The organism is Pseudoduganella umbonata (assembly GCF_014192225.1).
In the GTDB taxonomy this organism is placed as follows: domain Bacteria; phylum Pseudomonadota; class Gammaproteobacteria; order Burkholderiales; family Burkholderiaceae_D; genus Rugamonas; species Rugamonas umbonata.
This window is the reverse complement of the sequence record NZ_JACHXS010000008.1, coordinates 277,252-294,091: the sequence shown is the minus strand read 5'-3', so window position 1 is coordinate 294,091 and position 16,840 is coordinate 277,252. Positions and strand designations below refer to the sequence as shown.

The window sequence follows — 16,840 nt, the reverse complement described above, 5'->3', positions numbered from 1 at the left end:
ATGGAGGGGAATATGGGAGAACAGGAAATCCGCAGCCGCCTCAGCAGCATCCAGCTCGCCGTCGGGCAGGCCGCGCAGGCGCTGTCCGCCGAGCGCAACCTGCCTGGCGAACTGCGCGATTACATCCAAAAGCTGGACCGGCAAACCGACCGCATCACCGACATTCTCGCGCTGCGCGACCGCGCGCGCATCGTCAAGCTGATCAGCGACATGGAATTGCTGGGCGCCCGCGCGCGCCGCGTGTGCGGCAGCGGCCTGCCGCTGTCGGGCCAGATGAAATCGGCCGTCAACCACATGCACAATGAACTGATCGACTTCAAGCAGCACCTGCATTGAGTTGGGGCGCTGGCGCCGGTGGCAACCGGCGCCTTGCAGGGCCGCTTCGATATCGAAGCGGTCTTTTTTTTGCCCATGCCGCTTTGCCTCTTTTGCGGCAGGCGTGGTAGTGTCGCGACCATGTGGCCCTATCCAACCATGATTGCTCACCGCGGCGGCGGCTCGACCGCTCCTGAAAATACCATTGCCGCGCTGGCGGCCGGCCTGCGCCATGGCTATCGCGCGGTCGAGTTCGATGTGATGCTGTCGCGCGACGGCATCGGCGTCATCATGCACGACCCGGACTTCGGGCGCACGGTGGCCGGAACGGGCAGCATTGCCGCAACCGATGCAGCCGATATCGCCAGGCTTGACGCCGGTTCATGGTTCGGCAGCGAGTTCGCCGGCGAGCCGGTGCCGCTGTTCGTGCCGTTCGCCGAATACTGCAAGAGCCACGGTATCTGGATGAACGTGGAGATCAAGCCGGCGCCGGGCCATGACGAAGCCACCGGCCGCCATGTGGCCGAAACGGTGCGCAGGCTGTTCCCCGCCGAAAGCGGGGCGGGAAGCGACGCAAGGGGTTGCGCAAGCGGGCTGCCGCTGCTGTCGTCGTTCAGCGCCGCCGCGCTGCGGGCCGCCCGGGCCGCGGCGCCGGAACTGCCCCGTGCGATCGCCTTCGAAGGCCTGCCGGACAACTGGGAAAGACAAGCGCGCGAGCTGGGCGTACTGTCGGTGCACGTCGATCATGTGCAGCTGACGCCGGCGCTGGCGCAGGCCGTCAAAGCGGCCGGATTCGGCCTGTTTTGCTATACCGTCAACGATCCCGGACGCGCCCGCACCTTGCTGTCGTGGGGAGTGGATGCGATCTGCACCGACCGGATCGACCTCCTGCCGGCCGACTTCAAGTAAGCATAAGCGTTATATAATCGACGTTTTGCATACCAGTCCTGGCGTGCGCTCGCCTTCAGCCTGTCTCAAATAACCTGCACCAACCAAATGAAATCATCCGAAATCCGCGAGAAGTTCCTTAAATTCTTCGAGTCCAAGGGTCACACGATCGTCCGTTCCAGCCCGCTGGTGCCGGGCAACGATCCGACCATGCTGCTGACGAACTCCGGCATGGTGCAGTTCAAGGACGTGTTCCTCGGCCTGGATACGCGCCCGTATTCGCGCGCCACCACCGTGCAGCGCTGCGTGCGCGCCGGCGGCAAGCACAACGACCTGGAAAACGTGGGCTACACGGCGCGCCACCACACGTTCTTCGAGATGCTGGGTAACTTCAGCTTCGGCGACTATTTCAAGCGCGACGCGATCGCCTACGCGTGGGAACTGCTGACCAAGGTGTATGGCCTGCCGGCCGAGAAGCTGACCGTCACCGTCTACCAGGAAGACGACGAAGCCTACGACATCTGGGCCAACGAGATCGGCGTGCCGAAAGAGCGCATCATCCGCATCGGCGACAACAAGGGTGCCCGCTACGCGTCGGACAACTTCTGGCAGATGGCCGACACCGGCCCGTGCGGCCCGTGCACCGAGGTGTTCTACGACCACGGCGCCGAGATCTGGGGCGGTCCTCCAGGTTCGGCCGAGGAAGACGGCGACCGCTTCATCGAGATCTGGAACCTGGTGTTCATGCAGTTCAACCGCGATGAAGCCGGCAACATGACGAAGCTGCCGAAGCCGTGCGTCGATACCGGCATGGGCATGGAGCGCCTGGCCGCCGTGCTGCAGCACGTGCACAGCAACTACGAGATCGACCTGTTCCAGGCCCTGATCAAGGCGGCTGCCCGCGAAACGCATACGGAAGACCTGGAAAGCAAGTCGCTGCGCGTGATCGCCGACCATATCCGCGCCGCCTCGTTCCTGATCGTCGACGGCATCATCCCCAGCTCGGAAGGCCACGGCTACGTGCTGCGCCGCATCATCCGCCGCGCGCTGCGCCACGGCCACAAGCTGGGCCAGACCAAGCCGTTCTTCTACAAGCTGGCCGCGGACCTGGACAAGGAAATGGGCACCGCCTATCCGGAACTGACGGACAAGCTGGCCTACGTACAGCAGGTTCTGAAGACGGAAGAAGAGCGCTTCGGCGAAACGCTGGAAAACGGCATGAAGATCCTCGAAGCGCAGCTGGTCAAGGATCCGCACAAGCTCGATGGCGGCACCGCCTTCACGCTGTACGACACCTACGGCTTCCCGCTCGACCTGACGGCCGACATCTGCCGCGAGCGCGGCGTGACGCTGGACGAGGAAGGCTTCGCCGCGGCGATGGAAAACCAGAAGCGCACTGCGCGCGCCGCCGGCAAGTTCAAGATGGCCGCCAACGTGGAATACACCGGCGCGAAGACGAGCTTCGTCGGCTACGACCAGCTGGTGTTCGATTCGGCCGTCATCGCGCTGTACGCCAATGGCGCGCCGGTGCAGGAACTGAAGGCCGGCGAAGCGGGCATCGTGGTGCTCGACAGCACGCCGTTCTACGCCGAATCGGGCGGCCAGGTAGGCGACCAGGGCATCATCCAAAGCAGCACCGCCAAGTTCACCGTGGACGACACGCTGAAGATCCAGGCCGATGTGTTCGGCCAGCACGGCGTGCTAGAAAACGGCACGCTGAAGGTGGGCGACAAGGTCTCCGCGCAGGTCGATACCGTGAAGCGCGCGCGCACCATCCGCAACCACTCGGCAACGCACCTGATGCACAAGGCGCTGCGTGAAGTGCTGGGCGGCCACGTGCAGCAAAAGGGCTCGCTGGTCGATCCGGACAAGACCCGCTTCGACTTCAGCCACAACGCACCGCTCACGGCCGAACAGATCGCGCAGGTGGAAGCGATCGTCAATGCCGAGATCCTGGAAAATCATCCGACCAAGGCGCAGCACATGTCGTTCGACGACGCCGTCAAGCATGGCGCGATGGCGCTGTTCGGCGAGAAGTACGGCGACGAAGTGCGCGTGCTGGACATCGGCTCGTCGAAAGAGCTGTGCGGCGGCGTGCACGTCACGCGCACCGGCGACATCGGCCTGTTCAAGATCGTTTCCGAAGGCGGCGTGGCGGCTGGTATCCGCCGCGTGGAAGCCGTGACGGGCGAGGGCGCGCTGGCGCTGGTGCAGGCGATGAACCGCCGCCTGAACGAAGCCGCCGCGGCGCTGAAATCGACGCCGGAAGAGATCACCTCCCGCATCGGCCAGGTGCAGGACCAGGTCAAGGCGCTGGAAAAGGAACTGAACGCGCTGAAGTCGAAGCTGGCATCCGGCCAGGGCGACGAACTGGCCACGAAGGCCGTCGACATCAAGGGTATCAAGGTGCTCGCCGCGACGCTGGAAGGCGCCGACGTGAACGCGCTGCGCGAAACGATGGACAAGCTGAAGGACAAGCTGAAGACGGCCGCGATCGTGCTGGCATCCGTCAACGGCGACAAGGTCAGCCTGATCGCCGGCGTGACCGCCGATTCGATCGGCAAGGTCAAGGCCGGCGAACTGGTGAACTTCGTCGCCCAGCAGGTGGGCGGCAAGGGCGGCGGCCGTCCGGACATGGCGCAGGCCGGCGGCACCAACCCGGCCGCGTTGCCGGAAGCCCTGGCTGGCGTGCAGGGCTGGGTCGAGCAGCGCGCCTGACAGCCGGCGCCGGCGAAAGCCGGCAAATTCCTGGCAAAAACCGGCGGCTTCGGCCGCCTTTTTTACGACGCGACAATTGATTAAAGTGCAAGATGTGCTATACACTCTTCCACTTTGTAGTGGTTGGCAATATTGGGAAAGCAAGGAGAACGAATGCGGATTGCATACTTGATATTGGCCCACGACCAGCCGGACATGTTCGGCCGGCTGGTCCGCGCCGTACATGCGCAGGATGTGGCGATCTATGCCCATATCGATGCGAAATTCGACCGTGCCCCGTTTGCCGGCGCCTGCGCGGGCGTCGCCGTGGACTTCGCGCCGGATCCCGTCAAGGTGAACTGGGGCGGCTTTTCCCAGGTCAGCGCCATGCTCAAGCTGCTGGAGCAGGCGGTGCGGGCAGGGCACCACGACTACTATATCTTCCTCAGCGGCCGCGATTTCCCGCTGCACTCGCACGGCCACCTGCTGGACGTGCTGCAGCGCCATCCCGGCCGCAGCTACATGAACTTCTACGCGCTGGCGGACGGCACGGCCCAGGTCGAGAAGATCCGTAATTTCGCTTCCTACGACCTGTATGCCAGGCTGCCCACGCGCTTCCTGCAGCGCGCCGCCGCGGTCGCCGTCAACCGGATCAGCGCCCGCCTGCCGGACCGGCGCTTCATCGACGGCATGCAGGCCTACCGCGGCTCCACGTCGTGGTGCATCAGCCAGGACATCGCGCGCCATATCGTCGAATTCACCCACGATCCGCGCAATGGCCGGTTCGTCGATTTCTTCCGCAGCGTCTCCTGCTGCGACGAGATCTACTTCCAGACCATCGTGCTGAATTCTCCGTATGCCGCCACGCTGAACCTGTACGACGTGGACGGCCAGCGCCGGCCTGGCGAGCTGAAGAACGAGAACAAGGCGTCGCTGCACTATATCGACTGGAGTCCGGAGCGCGAGGATCCCGCCGTGCTCGTCGACCGCGACTTCGAGCCGCTGTACGCATCCGGCAAGCTGTTCGCCCGCAAGTTCGATGCGCAGCGTTCCGCCAGCCTGCTCGACAAGATAGATGCCGTGCGGGCCGGCCAGGAGCGCGCGGCGCGGCAAGGCATGCCCGTATCATGAAGGCGAGCGCCCCGCGTTCCCCCGGCGCGCTCTGCTGCGCTGCGATCAGTTGGTCATGACGCGCTGCGATCGGTTACTCATGACGCGCTGCGATCGGTTACTCATGACGCGCTGCGTCAAAGCCTGATTTTCGCCTATACTGCGGTTTTCGGCCGCTGGCTCCCGCCTGTCTTTCCTTTTGAGTATCGCCTGTTGCAACTTTGCAACCAGATACGAAGTCTTTTGGTGCACCGCGTCAAGGGGCACATTTTGGAGTAGACTGTCATGACTCAGCACAATCACTTGTGAGAATTTTTGATGAGCGATACTTTACTCGACACCGAAATCATGGAATTTCATAAGGAAATCGACGCACGGGGCTTGAACTGCCCGCTGCCGATCCTGAAGGCGAAGAAGGCGCTGGCCGAACTGGAGAGCGGCCAGGTGCTGCGCATCGTGGCGACCGATCCCGGTTCCGTGCGCGACTTTCAGGCATTCGCCAAACAGACCGGCAATCCTTTGTTGTCGCATGTCCAGCAGGGCGCTGAGTTTACTTTCCTGATGCAGCGTAAGTAACCCGGCGACAACCATCGCGCCGCCACAGCGGCGGACAAGGGGACAGTTCCTGGCAGCAGGACTGTCCCCTTGTTGTTTCCGTTGTAGTCGCATTGCCGTTTCCAGTGCCTGAAACGGAATATTGACCAACTTTCAAGCGATCCCGTCGAACAAGATTCGTTTTAGAAGACAGCCACTAACCTGAAATCGTACGGTCGTGCTTTAATTCCGCCGTGGCCTGGAAAAACTTCTATAATCTAGCCCATTTCACTTATCACTTTTCCCAAAGGCATCCCATGAAAGTCCTGGTACCTGTCAAGCGCGTGGTCGACTACAACGTCAAGGTACGCGTGAAGTCCGACGGCACTGGCGTCGATATCGCCAACGTCAAAATGTCGATGAACCCGTTCGATGAGATCGCCCTGGAAGAAGCCACGCGCCTGAAGGAAGCGGGCAAGGTGACCGAGATCGTGGCGGTGTCGGCCGGTGTGACGCAGTGCCAGGAAACGCTGCGCACGGGCATGGCGATCGGCGCCGACCGCGGCGTGCTGATCGAAACGACGGCCGAACTGGAGCCGCTGGCCGTGGCCAAGCTGCTGAAGGCGCTGGCCGACAAGGAGCAGCCCCAACTGATCATCCTGGGTAAGCAGGCGATCGACGACGATTCGAACCAGACGGGCCAGATGCTGGGTGCACTGCTGGGCTGGCCGCAAGCCACCTTCGCCTCGAAGGTCGTGCTGGAAGACGGCAAGGTCACCGTGACCCGCGAAGTGGACGGCGGCCTGGAAACACTGTCCTTGAGCCTGCCGGCGATCGTCACCACCGACCTGCGCCTGAACGAGCCGCGCTACGTGACGCTGCCGAACATCATGAAGGCCAAGAAGAAGCCGCTGGAAACGGTCAAGCCGGAAGACCTGGGCGTTGACGTGACGCCGCGCCTGAAGACGCTGAAAGTGGCCGAGCCGGCCAAGCGCTCGGCCGGCGTCATGGTGCCGGACGTTGCCACGCTGGTGTCGAAGCTGCGCACCGAAGCAAAAGTCATCTAAAAATACAGGAATCACACATCATGGTCGCACTCGTCATCGCAGAACACGACAACGCCAGCCTGAAAGGCAGCACCCACCACACCGTTACCGCCGCCGCGCAAGCCGGCGGTGAAGTCCACGTCCTGGTCGCCGGCGCGAACGCTGCGGCCGCCGCGCAGCAGGCCGCGCAAATCGCCGGCGTCACGAAAGTGCTGCTGGCCGACGCGCCGCACTTCGCCGACGGCCTGGCCGAGAACGTGGCCGAGCAGATCCTGGCCGTTGCGGGCGCGTACTCGCACATCCTGGCGCCGGCCACCGCCTACGGCAAGAACATCCTGCCGCGCGTGGCCGCCAAGCTGGACGTGGCGCAGATTTCCGAGATCACCAAGGTCGATTCGCCCGACACGTTCGAGCGCCCGATCTATGCCGGCAACGCGATCGCCACCGTGCAGTCGTCGGACAAGGTGAAAGTCATCACCGTCCGCACCACCGGTTTCGATTCGGCCGCATCCACCGGCGGTTCGGCTGCCGTTGAAAACGTCACCGTCGTCGCCGATTCCGGCAAGTCGAGCTTCGTGGGCCGCGAAGTGGCCAAGTCGGACCGTCCCGAGCTGACGGCCGCCAAGGTCATCGTCTCCGGCGGCCGCGGCATCGGTTCGGCCGACAACTTCAAGGTCCTGGAACCGCTGGCCGACAAGCTGAACGCGGCCATGGGCGCCTCGCGCGCCGCCGTCGACGCCGGCTACGTGCCGAACGACTGGCAGGTGGGCCAGACCGGTAAGATCGTTGCGCCGTCGCTGTACATCGCCGTCGGTATCTCGGGCGCGATCCAGCATCTGGCCGGCATGAAGGATTCGAAGACCATCGTGGCGATCAACAAGGATCCGGAAGCGCCGATCTTCTCGGTGGCCGACTACGGCATCGTCGGCGACCTGTTCGAGATCGTTCCGGCACTGGTAAAAGAACTGGGCTGATTCCGCACGAGGGAACAAGCTGACATCGAGCCACGCTGGCCAGGCACCACCGCCCGGCCACCGTGGCTTTTTTTTTGGAGACGACAATGAGCTATAACGCCCCGATCAAAGACATGCTGTTCGTGATGAGCGAACTGGCCAACCTGGATGCCGTCAGCGCGCTGCCCGGCTGCGAAGACGCCACGCGCGATACGGCCGAAGCCGTGCTGGAAGAAAACGCCAAGTTCGTCAGCGGCGTGATCGAGCCGCTGAACCATGCCGGCGACAAGGAACCGAGTTTCTGGCACGACGGCCAGGTCACGACGACCAAAGGGTTCAAGGAAGCGTTCCGCCAGTTCGCGGACGCCGGCTGGCAAGGCCTGCAGCACCCGCAGGACTTCGGCGGCCAGGGCCTGCCGAAGCTGATCGGCACGCCTTGCGTGGAAATGCTGCACGGGGCGAACCTGTCCTTCGCGCTGGTCGCGCTGCTGTCCGACGGCGCCATCGAAGCGCTGATGACGGCCGGCAGCGACGAGCAGAAGGCCACCTACCTGGAGCCGCTCGTCACCGGCAAGTGGACCGGCACGATGAACCTGACCGAGCCGCAGGCCGGCTCGGATCTCGCCGCCGTGCGTACGCGCGCCGAGCCGCAGGGCGATGGCACCTACAAGATCTTCGGCACCAAGATCTTCATCACCTACGGCGAGCACGACATGACGGAGAACATCGTGCACCTGGTGCTGGCGCGCACGCCGGATGCGCCGCCGGGCGTGAAGGGCATTTCGCTGTTCATCGTGCCGAAGTTCCTGGTCAACGCCGACGGCTCGCTGGGCGCGCGCAACGACGCGCATTGCGTCTCCATCGAGCACAAGCTGGGCATCAAGGCCAGCCCCACGGCGGTGCTGCAGTTCGGCGACAACGGCGGCGCGATCGGCACGCTGGTCGGCGAGGAGAACCGCGGCCTCGAATACATGTTCATCATGATGAACGCGGCCCGTTTCGGCGTGGGCATGCAGGGCATCGGCCTGGCCGAGAACGCGTACCAGAAGGCCGTGGCGTTTGCCCGCGACCGCGTGCAGTCGCGCGACCTGGCCGGATCGAGCGGCCCGGTGCCGATCATCCACCACCCGGACGTGCGCCGCATGCTGATGTCGATGCGGGCCCAGACCGAGGCGGCGCGCGCGCTGGCCTACGTGGGCGCCGGCTTCCACGACATCGCCCATCACCACGAGGACGAGGAAACGCGCGCCGCGCACCAGGCGGTGTACGAATACCTGGTTCCCGTCATCAAGGGCTGGTCGACGGAGATGAGCGAGAACGTGGCGCGCGACGGCGTGCAGGTGCATGGCGGCATGGGCTTCATCGAGGAGACGGGCGCCGCGCAGCACTATCGCGACGCCAAGATCCTGACGATCTACGAAGGCACGACGGCGATCCAGGCCAACGACCTGGTGGGCCGCAAGACGCTGCGCGACGGCGGCAAGGTGGCCGCGCACCTGGTCGCGCAGGTGCGCGCAACGGGCACGCAGCTGGGTGAACTCCAGGGCACCGAGTTCGCGACCGATTTTTCGGCCATCCGCGCGCGCCTGGAGCAGGGCGCCGCCGACCTGGAAGCAGTGGTCGGCTTCGTGCTGGCCAATGCGAAAAGCGACGTGAAGGCAGTATTTGCCGGCAGTGTGCCGTACCTGAAGCTGGCCGGTATCGTGCTGGGCGGCTGGCAGATGGCGCGCGCCGCGCTGATCGCGCAGCAGAAGCTGTCCGCCGGCGACGCCGATGCCGCGTTCTACCGGGCCAAGATCGCCACCGCCCGCTTCTTCGCCGACCACTTCCTGGCGCAATCGGGTGCGATGCGCGCCGCCATCGTCGACGGCCACGCCGGCGTGCTGGCGCTGCCGGAAGAGATGTTCTAAGGCCCGCTGACCATGGCCGAGCCCGTGTCCTCGTGCCTGAGCTCGTGTCCTCGTGCCTGGCACCGGGACACGGGCTGAGCCGTGCCCGTGCCTGCCTGAGCTCGTGTCCTCGTGCCTGGCACCGAGACACGGGCTGAGCCGTGTCCGCGCCTGCCTGAGCTCGTGTCCTCGTGCCTGGCACCGAGACACGGGCTGAGCCGTGCCCGCGCCTGCCTGAGCTCGTGTCCTCGTGCCTGGCACCGAGACACGGGCTGAGCCGTGTCCGTGCCCGCCTGAGCTCGTGTCCTCGTGCCTGGCACCGAGACACGGGCTGAGCCGTGCCCGCGCCTGCCTGAGCTCGTGTCCTCGTGCCTGGCACCGAGACACGGGCTGAGCCGTGTCCGTGCCTGCCTGAGCTCGTGTCCTCGTGCCTGGCACCGGGACACGGGCTGAGCCGTGTCCGCGCCTGCCGCGAGCTGTCGGGCATGCTGGCCTATGAAGACGGCCGCACCAGTCCCCTGATGGATGCCGTCAGGGAGGCGTTCCTGAAGTAAGCGAGATGGGGCCGCCGGCCCGTGGCCGGCGGTTGGCTCCATAGGTCGCGATTGCTAGAATGGCATCTCCGGCTGCGGCCGCGATCGCATCATGCCTGCAACGACCAAGGAGAAGACATGGACCTGTACACGCTGCTGTTGTTCATCCCCGCCTGCCTTGCGCTGAACCTGGCGCCGGGGCCCAACAACCTGCTGTCGATCAGCAATGCGACCCGCTTCGGGTTCCGGGCGGCCTGTGTGGCCGGCTTCGGCCGGCTGCTGGCGTTTGCCGGCATGATCGCGCTGGCAGCCAGCGGCCTGGCGGTCGTGTTGCATGCGTCGGAAACCCTGTTCTACGCCATCAAGGTCGCGGGCGCCGTGTACCTGTTCTGGCTGGCCTGGCAGCTGTGGCACGCCGCGCCGGGCACGGACAGCACGGCGGCCGGCGGAGTCGCTATCGGACTGGCGCGGCTGGCCCGCCAGGAATTCCTGGTGGCCGCCGGCAATCCGAAAGCCATCCTGATCTTCACCGCATTCCTGCCGCAGTTTGTCGAGCCGGGGCGGCCGATGGCGCCCCAGTTCGCGCTGCTCGGCTCGCTGTTCCTCGTCCTCGAGCTGGCCGCGATCGCGGTCTATGCGGCGATCGGCAGCCGGCTGCGCCACTGGTTCGCGCGGCCACGCGGCAGGGAGCTCTTCAACCGCGGCTGTGCCGGCCTGCTCTCCGGTGCCGCCGTTGGCCTGTTGCTGGCGCGGCGCGGCAGCGCTTCATGATATTCTTGCAAGATCATTGCACAGGATAGGATCGGATGAGACCATTTTCAAAGAAGATCATTGCCGCTGCCGTCTTTGCTTCACTGTCCGCCGGCCTCGCGCTGCCGGCCTCGGCAGCCGATAGCGATTGCCCCGACTGCTTCCCGAAACGCTGGATCTACTATGGTGGCAATGTCACCGTGCCGGCCCATGTGGAGACCCTGAAGAAAGTGATTGCCGATGCGGCCGTGCACGGCTACAACGGCATCGCGGTCAATACCTCCGGCGACGGCGGATACCATGCGCTGCTGAAGCCGACGGCCAAGACGGCCTTGCTGCGCAAGAACCTTGCCGAGCTGATCGCGCTGGGTGCCTCGCAGGGTGTCGAGCTGATTCCCGTGGGCGGCGGCCCGGCCGTGCCGACGTTGACGAAGCCGGAACTGGTCGAGGCGCTGCCCGCCACCGCATCGTTGACCGTGCGGCAAAAGGTTGCTACCGTGACGAATGACGACAACCTGGTCAGGAACGGCAACTTCGCCAGCGGCGAAGGCTGGGCATGGGACGCGAAGTGGGTGAAGCTGGACCGCGATAACGACCACGCCGGCGACGGCCCGCCTTCCGCGTCGATGCGGATGGCGCCTTCGAACGTCGCGCCCTACAACTCGCGCGTGTATCGCCGGTTCGACCTGGCGCCGCACAAGGCCTACCGGCTGTCGTTCTGGCTGAAAGCCGGGCCCCGCTATCCCGCGTCGAATCTGTTCGTGCAGATCCTTGCCGAAGGCCAGAACGTGCCCGTGTACCGCAACGCATCGTCCAACCTGGGCTGGGGCAGCAAGCCGGACGGCAGCTGGAACGACAAGGGCAATTCGGACCCGAAAATGTTCACAGCCGGCCAGGACTGGAAGAAGTACGAGCTCGAATTCAATACCGGCAACGCTTCGTGGGTCACGTTCTACCTGTCCAACCAGCGCGCCGGCGATCCGTCGACGGCTGCCTGGGTCGACGACATCGAGCTGCGCGAGATCGGCCTGGCGCATCCGGTACGGCGCGCATCGCTGCCGCTGGTCGTGAAAGGCAAGGACGGCACGGTGTACCGCGAGGGCGGCGACTACGTGGTCGGCCCGGAGAAGCTGTCGATCCCGGACGGCAGCCGTATCCGCGATGGCCAGGTGCTCGACGTGGCGTGGTACCAGTCGGCAGAGAACCTGATCTCGCGCTGGGGGACACCGGCCACCGCCTGTGCCGGCGAATTCTTCGATATCCAGAAGGCGTATTACGACGAGATCAACAAGGTATTCGGCGGCAAGTTCCCCGGCTCGAAGGTCGACCGGTATTTCCTGTATTACGACGAGATCCGCGTGATGAACTGGGATCCCGGCTGCAAACCGAAACCGAAGACTGCCGGCGAATACCTGGCACGCATGGTCAACGGCGTCGGCGCACGCCTGACCGGTTATCGCCGGCCGGTGGAAAAACTGGTGTGGAACGACATGTTCGATCCCACGATGAATGCGGTGCCGCGCTACTGGCAGGTCAACGGCGACCTGAGCAAAACCTCGGTCCCGCTCGACCCGAGCTTTGTCATCGTCAACTGGGCCGGCGGATCGGCCACCTCGGCCGCGGAGGATGCGGGACGCCGCGTGTCGCTGAAGAAGTTTGCCGATCCCGGTCACCGGCAGGTGATTGCCCTGTACTACGACAACCTGAGCAGCGTGAACAACTGGCTCAGCGTGCTCGGCAAACAGCTGCCGCCGGGGATGGATGGGGTCATGTACACCACGTGGGGCACCGGCGACTATGCCGGTTATGCCCACTTGGGTGCCGTCGCGGAAAAGATCCGCGAACGCTTGCCCGGCCGCTGGCCGGCAAAGCGGCGCTGAAAGGCCGCCCGATCAGCTGCGAACCAGGGTGCCGCCTTCGCGGCGCACCCGGTCGCCCTTGCGCATGTGCGGATCGTGGCCGAACTGGAAGGTGCCGGTGCGGCCATTCTCGTAGCGCACGCTGACTTTCCACGTCTTTTCCGTTTTCATCTTGCCTTCGATGTGCTTGCCGGCGTAGGCGCCGCCCACGGCACCCGCCACGGTGGCCAGGTCGCGGCCGGTGCCGCTGCCGATCTGGTTGCCCAGCAGGCCGCCGGCCACGCCGCCGACGATCACGCCGGCAGCACCGCCCTTGCCATCCTGTTCCACCACGCGCACGCCCGTCACCTTGGCGCATTCGTTGCAGACGCGTTTCTTGTGGTGCGGGTCGGCGTGGGCGCCTGACATCAGCGTCGACAAGGTGAGGGCGGTGAGGGCGGTAGAAAGTGCGGTGCGGAATTTCATGATTGCTCCAGGTAATGACTGATGGGCGCAGTATAGGCGCGCCGGGCCCCGGCACGGCTGGTCAAATTGTAATCTCTTGTAAATATGCAATGATCGGGCGGGTCAGCCGTAGGCGCCACCCGTGTACAGCAGGTCGAACAGGCGGGCAAGCGTGGCGATCAGCATGCCGGCACCGACCATCACGGTGGCGACGAGGATCACGGCCAGCGGCCAGCGCGACTCGCTGCGGCGTGCCGAGCCGCTGTTGTAGGCGGCATCCCATTTCTCGTCCGGCATCAGGCCCAGCACGAGTGCCTCCAGGAAGCCGGCCAGCATCGACAGCGTCAGCGGCAGGTACCAGAAATACCAGTCCGCCGACGGCGCGGCGCCCATCACGATGCCGCAAGCGGGCAGGGAAGCGGCGTGCAGCCAGCCCCAGCGGTCATTGAATCCCTTCAGGTAGAAGCGATGCACGCCCAGTCCGCCGACGGCGAAGGCAAGGAGCGTGGCCAGCGTTTTGTTTTTATGCGACATGCGTGTTTGGCAAAGTTGGCGAACAGGTTCCGGGAACCCTGCAGTATCGGACAAAATCCGCCGCCTGTGTCGGCTGGTGCGACAGCCGATACCGGGGAGAAGCCAATTTGCGATTGCCGATCGGTTCCATATAAGCGATAATCATGGATTGCCCCAACTCTCACTATTGTCAATAATTCTTGCTGGGCAATGAAGGAGCACGCTATAATCGGCGGCTTTTTCCGTCTCAGCACACTTTTTGGAAATATTATGGTCGTTATTCGTTTAGCTCGTGGTGGTGCCAAGAAGCGCCCTTTCTACAACATCGTTGCAACCGATTCCCGCAATCGTCGTGACGGCCGCTTCGTCGAGCGTATCGGTTTCTTCAACCCGATGGCTTCGGGCAAGGAAGAACTGCTGCGTATCGCCGCTGACCGCCTGTCGTACTGGCAAGGCGTTGGCGCACAGCTGTCCCCGGCTGTCGAGCGTCTGGTCAATTCGCAAAAAGCAGCAGCCTAAGTTTTCGCGGGTTCGAGCGATTTGAGCGGCAAGAGCGAAGCCGGGAGCGTTCCCGGCGATCTGGTGCAGGTAGGTTTCATCGCCGGTGCCTATGGTCTGGTTGGCGGAGTGCGGATTCGTCCGTTCTCCACGGATGCCGACGCCTTGCTGCACGCAACGACCTGGTGGCTGGACAAGCCGGGCCTGCGCGACGTTGAAGTCAAGCGGGCCAGGATGCATTCCGGCGACGTGGTGGCGACACTGGTCGAAATCACCGACCGGAACATGGCGGAAGCGCTGAAGGGTGCCGCGGTCTTCATCCCGCGCAGCCAGTTTCCGCAGCTGAAAGATGAAGACGAATTTTACTGGGCCGACCTGATCGGCCTGGAAGTCGAAAACCTGCAGGGCGAGCGCCTTGGCGTGGTGCACGACATGATGAGCAACGGGCCCCAGTCGATCCTGCGCATCACGGATCAGGCCAACCTGGAAGCGGCCACGCAGTCAGCCGCGCAGTCGGCTAATGAGCGCCTGATCCCGTTCGTGGAGCAGTTCGTCATCAAGGTAGACCAGGAAGCGAAGAAGATCATCGTGGACTGGGGCCTCGATTACTGAGCGCCGGTCTTCGAGTCCGCTTACTGAGTCCGCACATCTGGTCTGCGCATCCAGTCTGCGCATCTAGTCTGTTTATTGAGTCCGCATCGATCCATGCAGTTCGACGTCGTTACGCTGTTCCCCGAGATGTTTGCCGCGCTCACGCAGTCCGGCGTCACGCGCCGTGCGCACGAGCAGGGGCGGTGGGGCTTGAACTTGTGGAATCCACGCGATTTCACGACCGACAACCACCGCACCGTGGACGACCGGCCTTACGGCGGCGGCCCCGGCATGGTGATGCTGGCCAGGCCGCTGGAGGCAACGATCGCCGCCGCGAAACGGCGCCAGGTCGTGGCCGGCCTACCGGCACCGCGCGTGGTGTTCATGTCGCCGCAAGGCCGGCAGCTGACGCACGCGAAGGTGATGGACCTGAAGAACGAACCCGGCCTCGTGATCCTGTGCGGCCGCTACGAAGCGGTGGACCAGCGTTTGCTGGACCGCTGCGTCGACGAGGAAATCAGCCTCGGCGACTTCGTGCTGTCCGGTGGCGAGTTGCCGGCGATGGCGCTGATGGATGCGGTGGTGCGGCAGTTGCCCGGTGTGCTGAACACCGATGCGTCGGCCGTCGAAGACAGCTTCGTCAACGGCCTGCTGGATTCGCCGCATTACACGCGGCCCGAGGTGTATGAAGGCGTGGCCGTGCCACCCGTCCTGATGGGCGGCAATCACGCCGAGATCAACCGGTGGCGCCGCGAGCGCATGCTCGAAGCCACCGCGCGCAAGCGCCCCGATCTTCTCGACAGGGCCCGCGCCGCGGGGCTGCTGAGCAAGCAGGACGAAAAGTTTTTGGCAGGTTTTGCAAAACCTGCATAGCAGTGCAGAGTAGTAGTAGTAGTAACCGTGCGGACCGGTGACGGTCCGCTTGTTCAAACCCATCCTCTACCGGGCAAATCAAAAGCTGCGCCGGCAAGATGGCAACAGGAGTCATAAAATGGATCTGATCCAGCAACTCGAGCAAGAAGAAATCGCCCGCCTGGGCAAGAACATCCCTCAGTTCGCCCCTGGCGATACCGTGGTGGTGAACGTGAACGTGGTCGAAGGCACGCGCAAGCGCGCCCAGGCTTACGAAGGCGTCGTGATCGCCCGCCGCAACCGTGGCCTGAACTCGAACTTCATCGTTCGCAAGATCTCGTCCGGCGAAGGCGTCGAGCGTACCTTCCAGCTGTACTCCCCGCTGATCGCTTCGATCGAAGTGAAGCGTCGTGGTGACGTCCGTCGCGCCAAGCTGTACTACCTGCGCGAGCGTTCGGGCAAATCCGCACGTATCAAGGAAAAACTGCCGAACCGCCGCGCCGCTGCTGCTGCGACGCAAGGCGAATAATCGGCATTCTTCGCGGCGAAGCTTGCCGCGAAGGTCGTCGTCGATTATTGGAAAAGGGTGCCTCGGCACCCTTTTTTATTGCCCCTTTGCCCATACCTGCCGGTATCGCCCCTCCAGGAGACCACCTTGGCCAAGCCGCTCTTCGATCCCGCGCAGCTCCCCATCGACACCATCGCCGGCGAACCGGCGCTGCCGCACGAGCGACTGGCGCCCGGCTGGCTGCGCGAACGCTTTGCACGGCCGCTCGACTGGCTGCCGGAGACCGCGGACGAATCGCGTGCCGTCAAGCCGAACCCCACGCCCGCCTCCGTGCTGGTGCCGCTGGTGCTTCGCCCGCATGGCATCACGGTGCTGCTGACGCAGCGTACCGCGCACCTGAACGACCATGCCGGACAGGTGGCCTTTCCCGGCGGGCGCGCCGAACATGACGATGCCGATGCCGTCGATACCGCGCTGCGCGAAACGGAAGAGGAGATCGGCCTGCATCGCCGGCACATCGAGATCCTGGGTACGCTGCCGCTGTATTACACGGGTACCGGCTACGCGGTGACGCCGGTCGTCGGTCTCGTCGCGCCGCCGTTCGAGCTCAAGGCGGACCCGTTCGAGGTCGCCGAAATCTTCGAAGTGCCGCTGCGTTTCCTGATGGACGGCGCCCATCACGAGGTGCGTTCGGCGACGCCGCCAGGCACGGACGGGGAGCAAAACCGGCAGGCGAAACGCACGTTCTACACCATGCCGTACGAGGGCCATTTCATCTGGGGCGCCACCGCCGGCATGCTGCGCAATCTGTTTCATTTCTTGCGCGCTTAAGCTATCGTAGCGCACATTGCACCCCAAGG

Annotated in this window: 18 protein-coding genes; 16 read left to right on the top strand and 2 right to left on the bottom strand. The window is 64.3% G+C overall.

All coding sequences use genetic code 11. The features are described 5' to 3' along the window. Positions 1-12 precede the first annotated feature (12 nt). From FHS02_RS20900 to FHS02_RS20855, 11 genes are all read left to right on the top strand, one after another. Positions 13-336 (top strand): hypothetical protein, encoded by a 324-nt coding sequence (locus FHS02_RS20900; RefSeq protein WP_137316496.1) that lies wholly within the window; start codon positions 13-15, stop codon positions 334-336. A gap of 75 nt (positions 337-411) precedes the next feature. Then, on the top strand, positions 412-1,224 hold the full coding sequence (gene ugpQ / locus FHS02_RS20895) for a glycerophosphodiester phosphodiesterase (protein ID WP_371870574.1): 813 nt from the start codon (positions 412-414) through the stop codon (positions 1,222-1,224). Positions 1,225-1,311: 87 nt separating this feature from the next. Then, positions 1,312-3,921: an alanine--tRNA ligase gene (alaS, locus tag FHS02_RS20890; protein WP_137316498.1), complete on the top strand. Its 2,610-nt coding sequence runs from the start codon at positions 1,312-1,314 to the stop codon at positions 3,919-3,921. Between the two features lie 153 nt (positions 3,922-4,074). Next, entirely contained in the window at positions 4,075-5,031 is a 957-nt protein-coding gene (locus FHS02_RS20885) for a beta-1,6-N-acetylglucosaminyltransferase (protein ID WP_137316499.1), read from the top strand. 327 nt (positions 5,032-5,358) lie between these two features. Next, positions 5,359-5,586 carry a sulfurtransferase TusA family protein gene (locus tag FHS02_RS20880; protein ID WP_130190229.1) on the top strand — a complete coding sequence of 76 codons (228 nt, stop codon included), beginning with the start codon at positions 5,359-5,361 and terminating at the stop codon, positions 5,584-5,586. 275 nt (positions 5,587-5,861) lie between these two features. Further along, complete coding sequence (locus FHS02_RS20875) at positions 5,862-6,611, top strand: electron transfer flavoprotein subunit beta/FixA family protein (RefSeq protein ID WP_137316500.1); 750 nt, start codon at positions 5,862-5,864, stop codon at positions 6,609-6,611. A 20-nt stretch (positions 6,612-6,631) separates the two neighbouring features. Further along, positions 6,632-7,564, top strand: a complete 933-nt coding sequence (locus FHS02_RS20870; protein ID WP_137316501.1) for an electron transfer flavoprotein subunit alpha/FixB family protein — start codon at positions 6,632-6,634, stop codon at positions 7,562-7,564. 86 nt (positions 7,565-7,650) lie between these two features. Then, positions 7,651-9,453, top strand: coding sequence for an acyl-CoA dehydrogenase (locus FHS02_RS20865; protein ID WP_137316502.1), 1,803 nt, complete (start codon positions 7,651-7,653; stop codon positions 9,451-9,453). A 398-nt stretch (positions 9,454-9,851) separates the two neighbouring features. Beyond that, positions 9,852-9,986 carry a hypothetical protein gene (locus tag FHS02_RS31875; protein WP_259772476.1) on the top strand — a complete coding sequence of 45 codons (135 nt, stop codon included), beginning with the start codon at positions 9,852-9,854 and terminating at the stop codon, positions 9,984-9,986. A 117-nt stretch (positions 9,987-10,103) separates the two neighbouring features. Beyond that, positions 10,104-10,736 carry a LysE family translocator gene (locus tag FHS02_RS20860; RefSeq protein WP_137316503.1) on the top strand — a complete coding sequence of 211 codons (633 nt, stop codon included), beginning with the start codon at positions 10,104-10,106 and terminating at the stop codon, positions 10,734-10,736. A gap of 35 nt (positions 10,737-10,771) precedes the next feature. Continuing rightward, positions 10,772-12,595, top strand: a complete 1,824-nt coding sequence (locus tag FHS02_RS20855; RefSeq protein ID WP_137316504.1) for a hypothetical protein — start codon at positions 10,772-10,774, stop codon at positions 12,593-12,595. Between the two features lie 12 nt (positions 12,596-12,607). Here the strand turns inward: FHS02_RS20855 and FHS02_RS20850 are convergent, their stop codons facing one another. Both FHS02_RS20850 and FHS02_RS20845 read right to left on the bottom strand, forming a co-directional pair. After that, a complete protein-coding gene (locus tag FHS02_RS20850) occupies positions 12,608-13,039 on the bottom strand; it encodes a glycine zipper 2TM domain-containing protein (RefSeq protein ID WP_137316505.1) in 432 nt (143 codons plus the stop codon). Positions 13,040-13,141: 102 nt separating this feature from the next. Then, positions 13,142-13,552, bottom strand: a complete 411-nt coding sequence (locus FHS02_RS20845) for an NINE protein (protein WP_137316506.1) — start codon at positions 13,550-13,552, stop codon at positions 13,142-13,144. Between the two features lie 249 nt (positions 13,553-13,801). On the opposite strand from FHS02_RS20845, the gene rpsP reads away from it, so the two are divergent. From rpsP to FHS02_RS20820, 5 genes are all read left to right on the top strand, one after another. After that, positions 13,802-14,050 carry a 30S ribosomal protein S16 gene (rpsP, locus tag FHS02_RS20840; RefSeq protein WP_131147267.1) on the top strand — a complete coding sequence of 83 codons (249 nt, stop codon included), beginning with the start codon at positions 13,802-13,804 and terminating at the stop codon, positions 14,048-14,050. A 21-nt stretch (positions 14,051-14,071) separates the two neighbouring features. Next, complete coding sequence (gene rimM / locus FHS02_RS20835) at positions 14,072-14,641, top strand: ribosome maturation factor RimM (RefSeq protein ID WP_137316507.1); 570 nt, start codon at positions 14,072-14,074, stop codon at positions 14,639-14,641. A gap of 93 nt (positions 14,642-14,734) precedes the next feature. Beyond that, positions 14,735-15,493 carry a tRNA (guanosine(37)-N1)-methyltransferase TrmD gene (trmD, locus tag FHS02_RS20830; RefSeq protein WP_137316508.1) on the top strand — a complete coding sequence of 253 codons (759 nt, stop codon included), beginning with the start codon at positions 14,735-14,737 and terminating at the stop codon, positions 15,491-15,493. Between the two features lie 118 nt (positions 15,494-15,611). After that, positions 15,612-16,001, top strand: a complete 390-nt coding sequence (gene rplS, locus FHS02_RS20825; protein ID WP_137316509.1) for a 50S ribosomal protein L19 — start codon at positions 15,612-15,614, stop codon at positions 15,999-16,001. 126 nt (positions 16,002-16,127) lie between these two features. Then, positions 16,128-16,811, top strand: a complete 684-nt coding sequence (locus tag FHS02_RS20820) for a CoA pyrophosphatase (protein ID WP_137316510.1) — start codon at positions 16,128-16,130, stop codon at positions 16,809-16,811. Positions 16,812-16,840 lie beyond the last annotated feature (29 nt).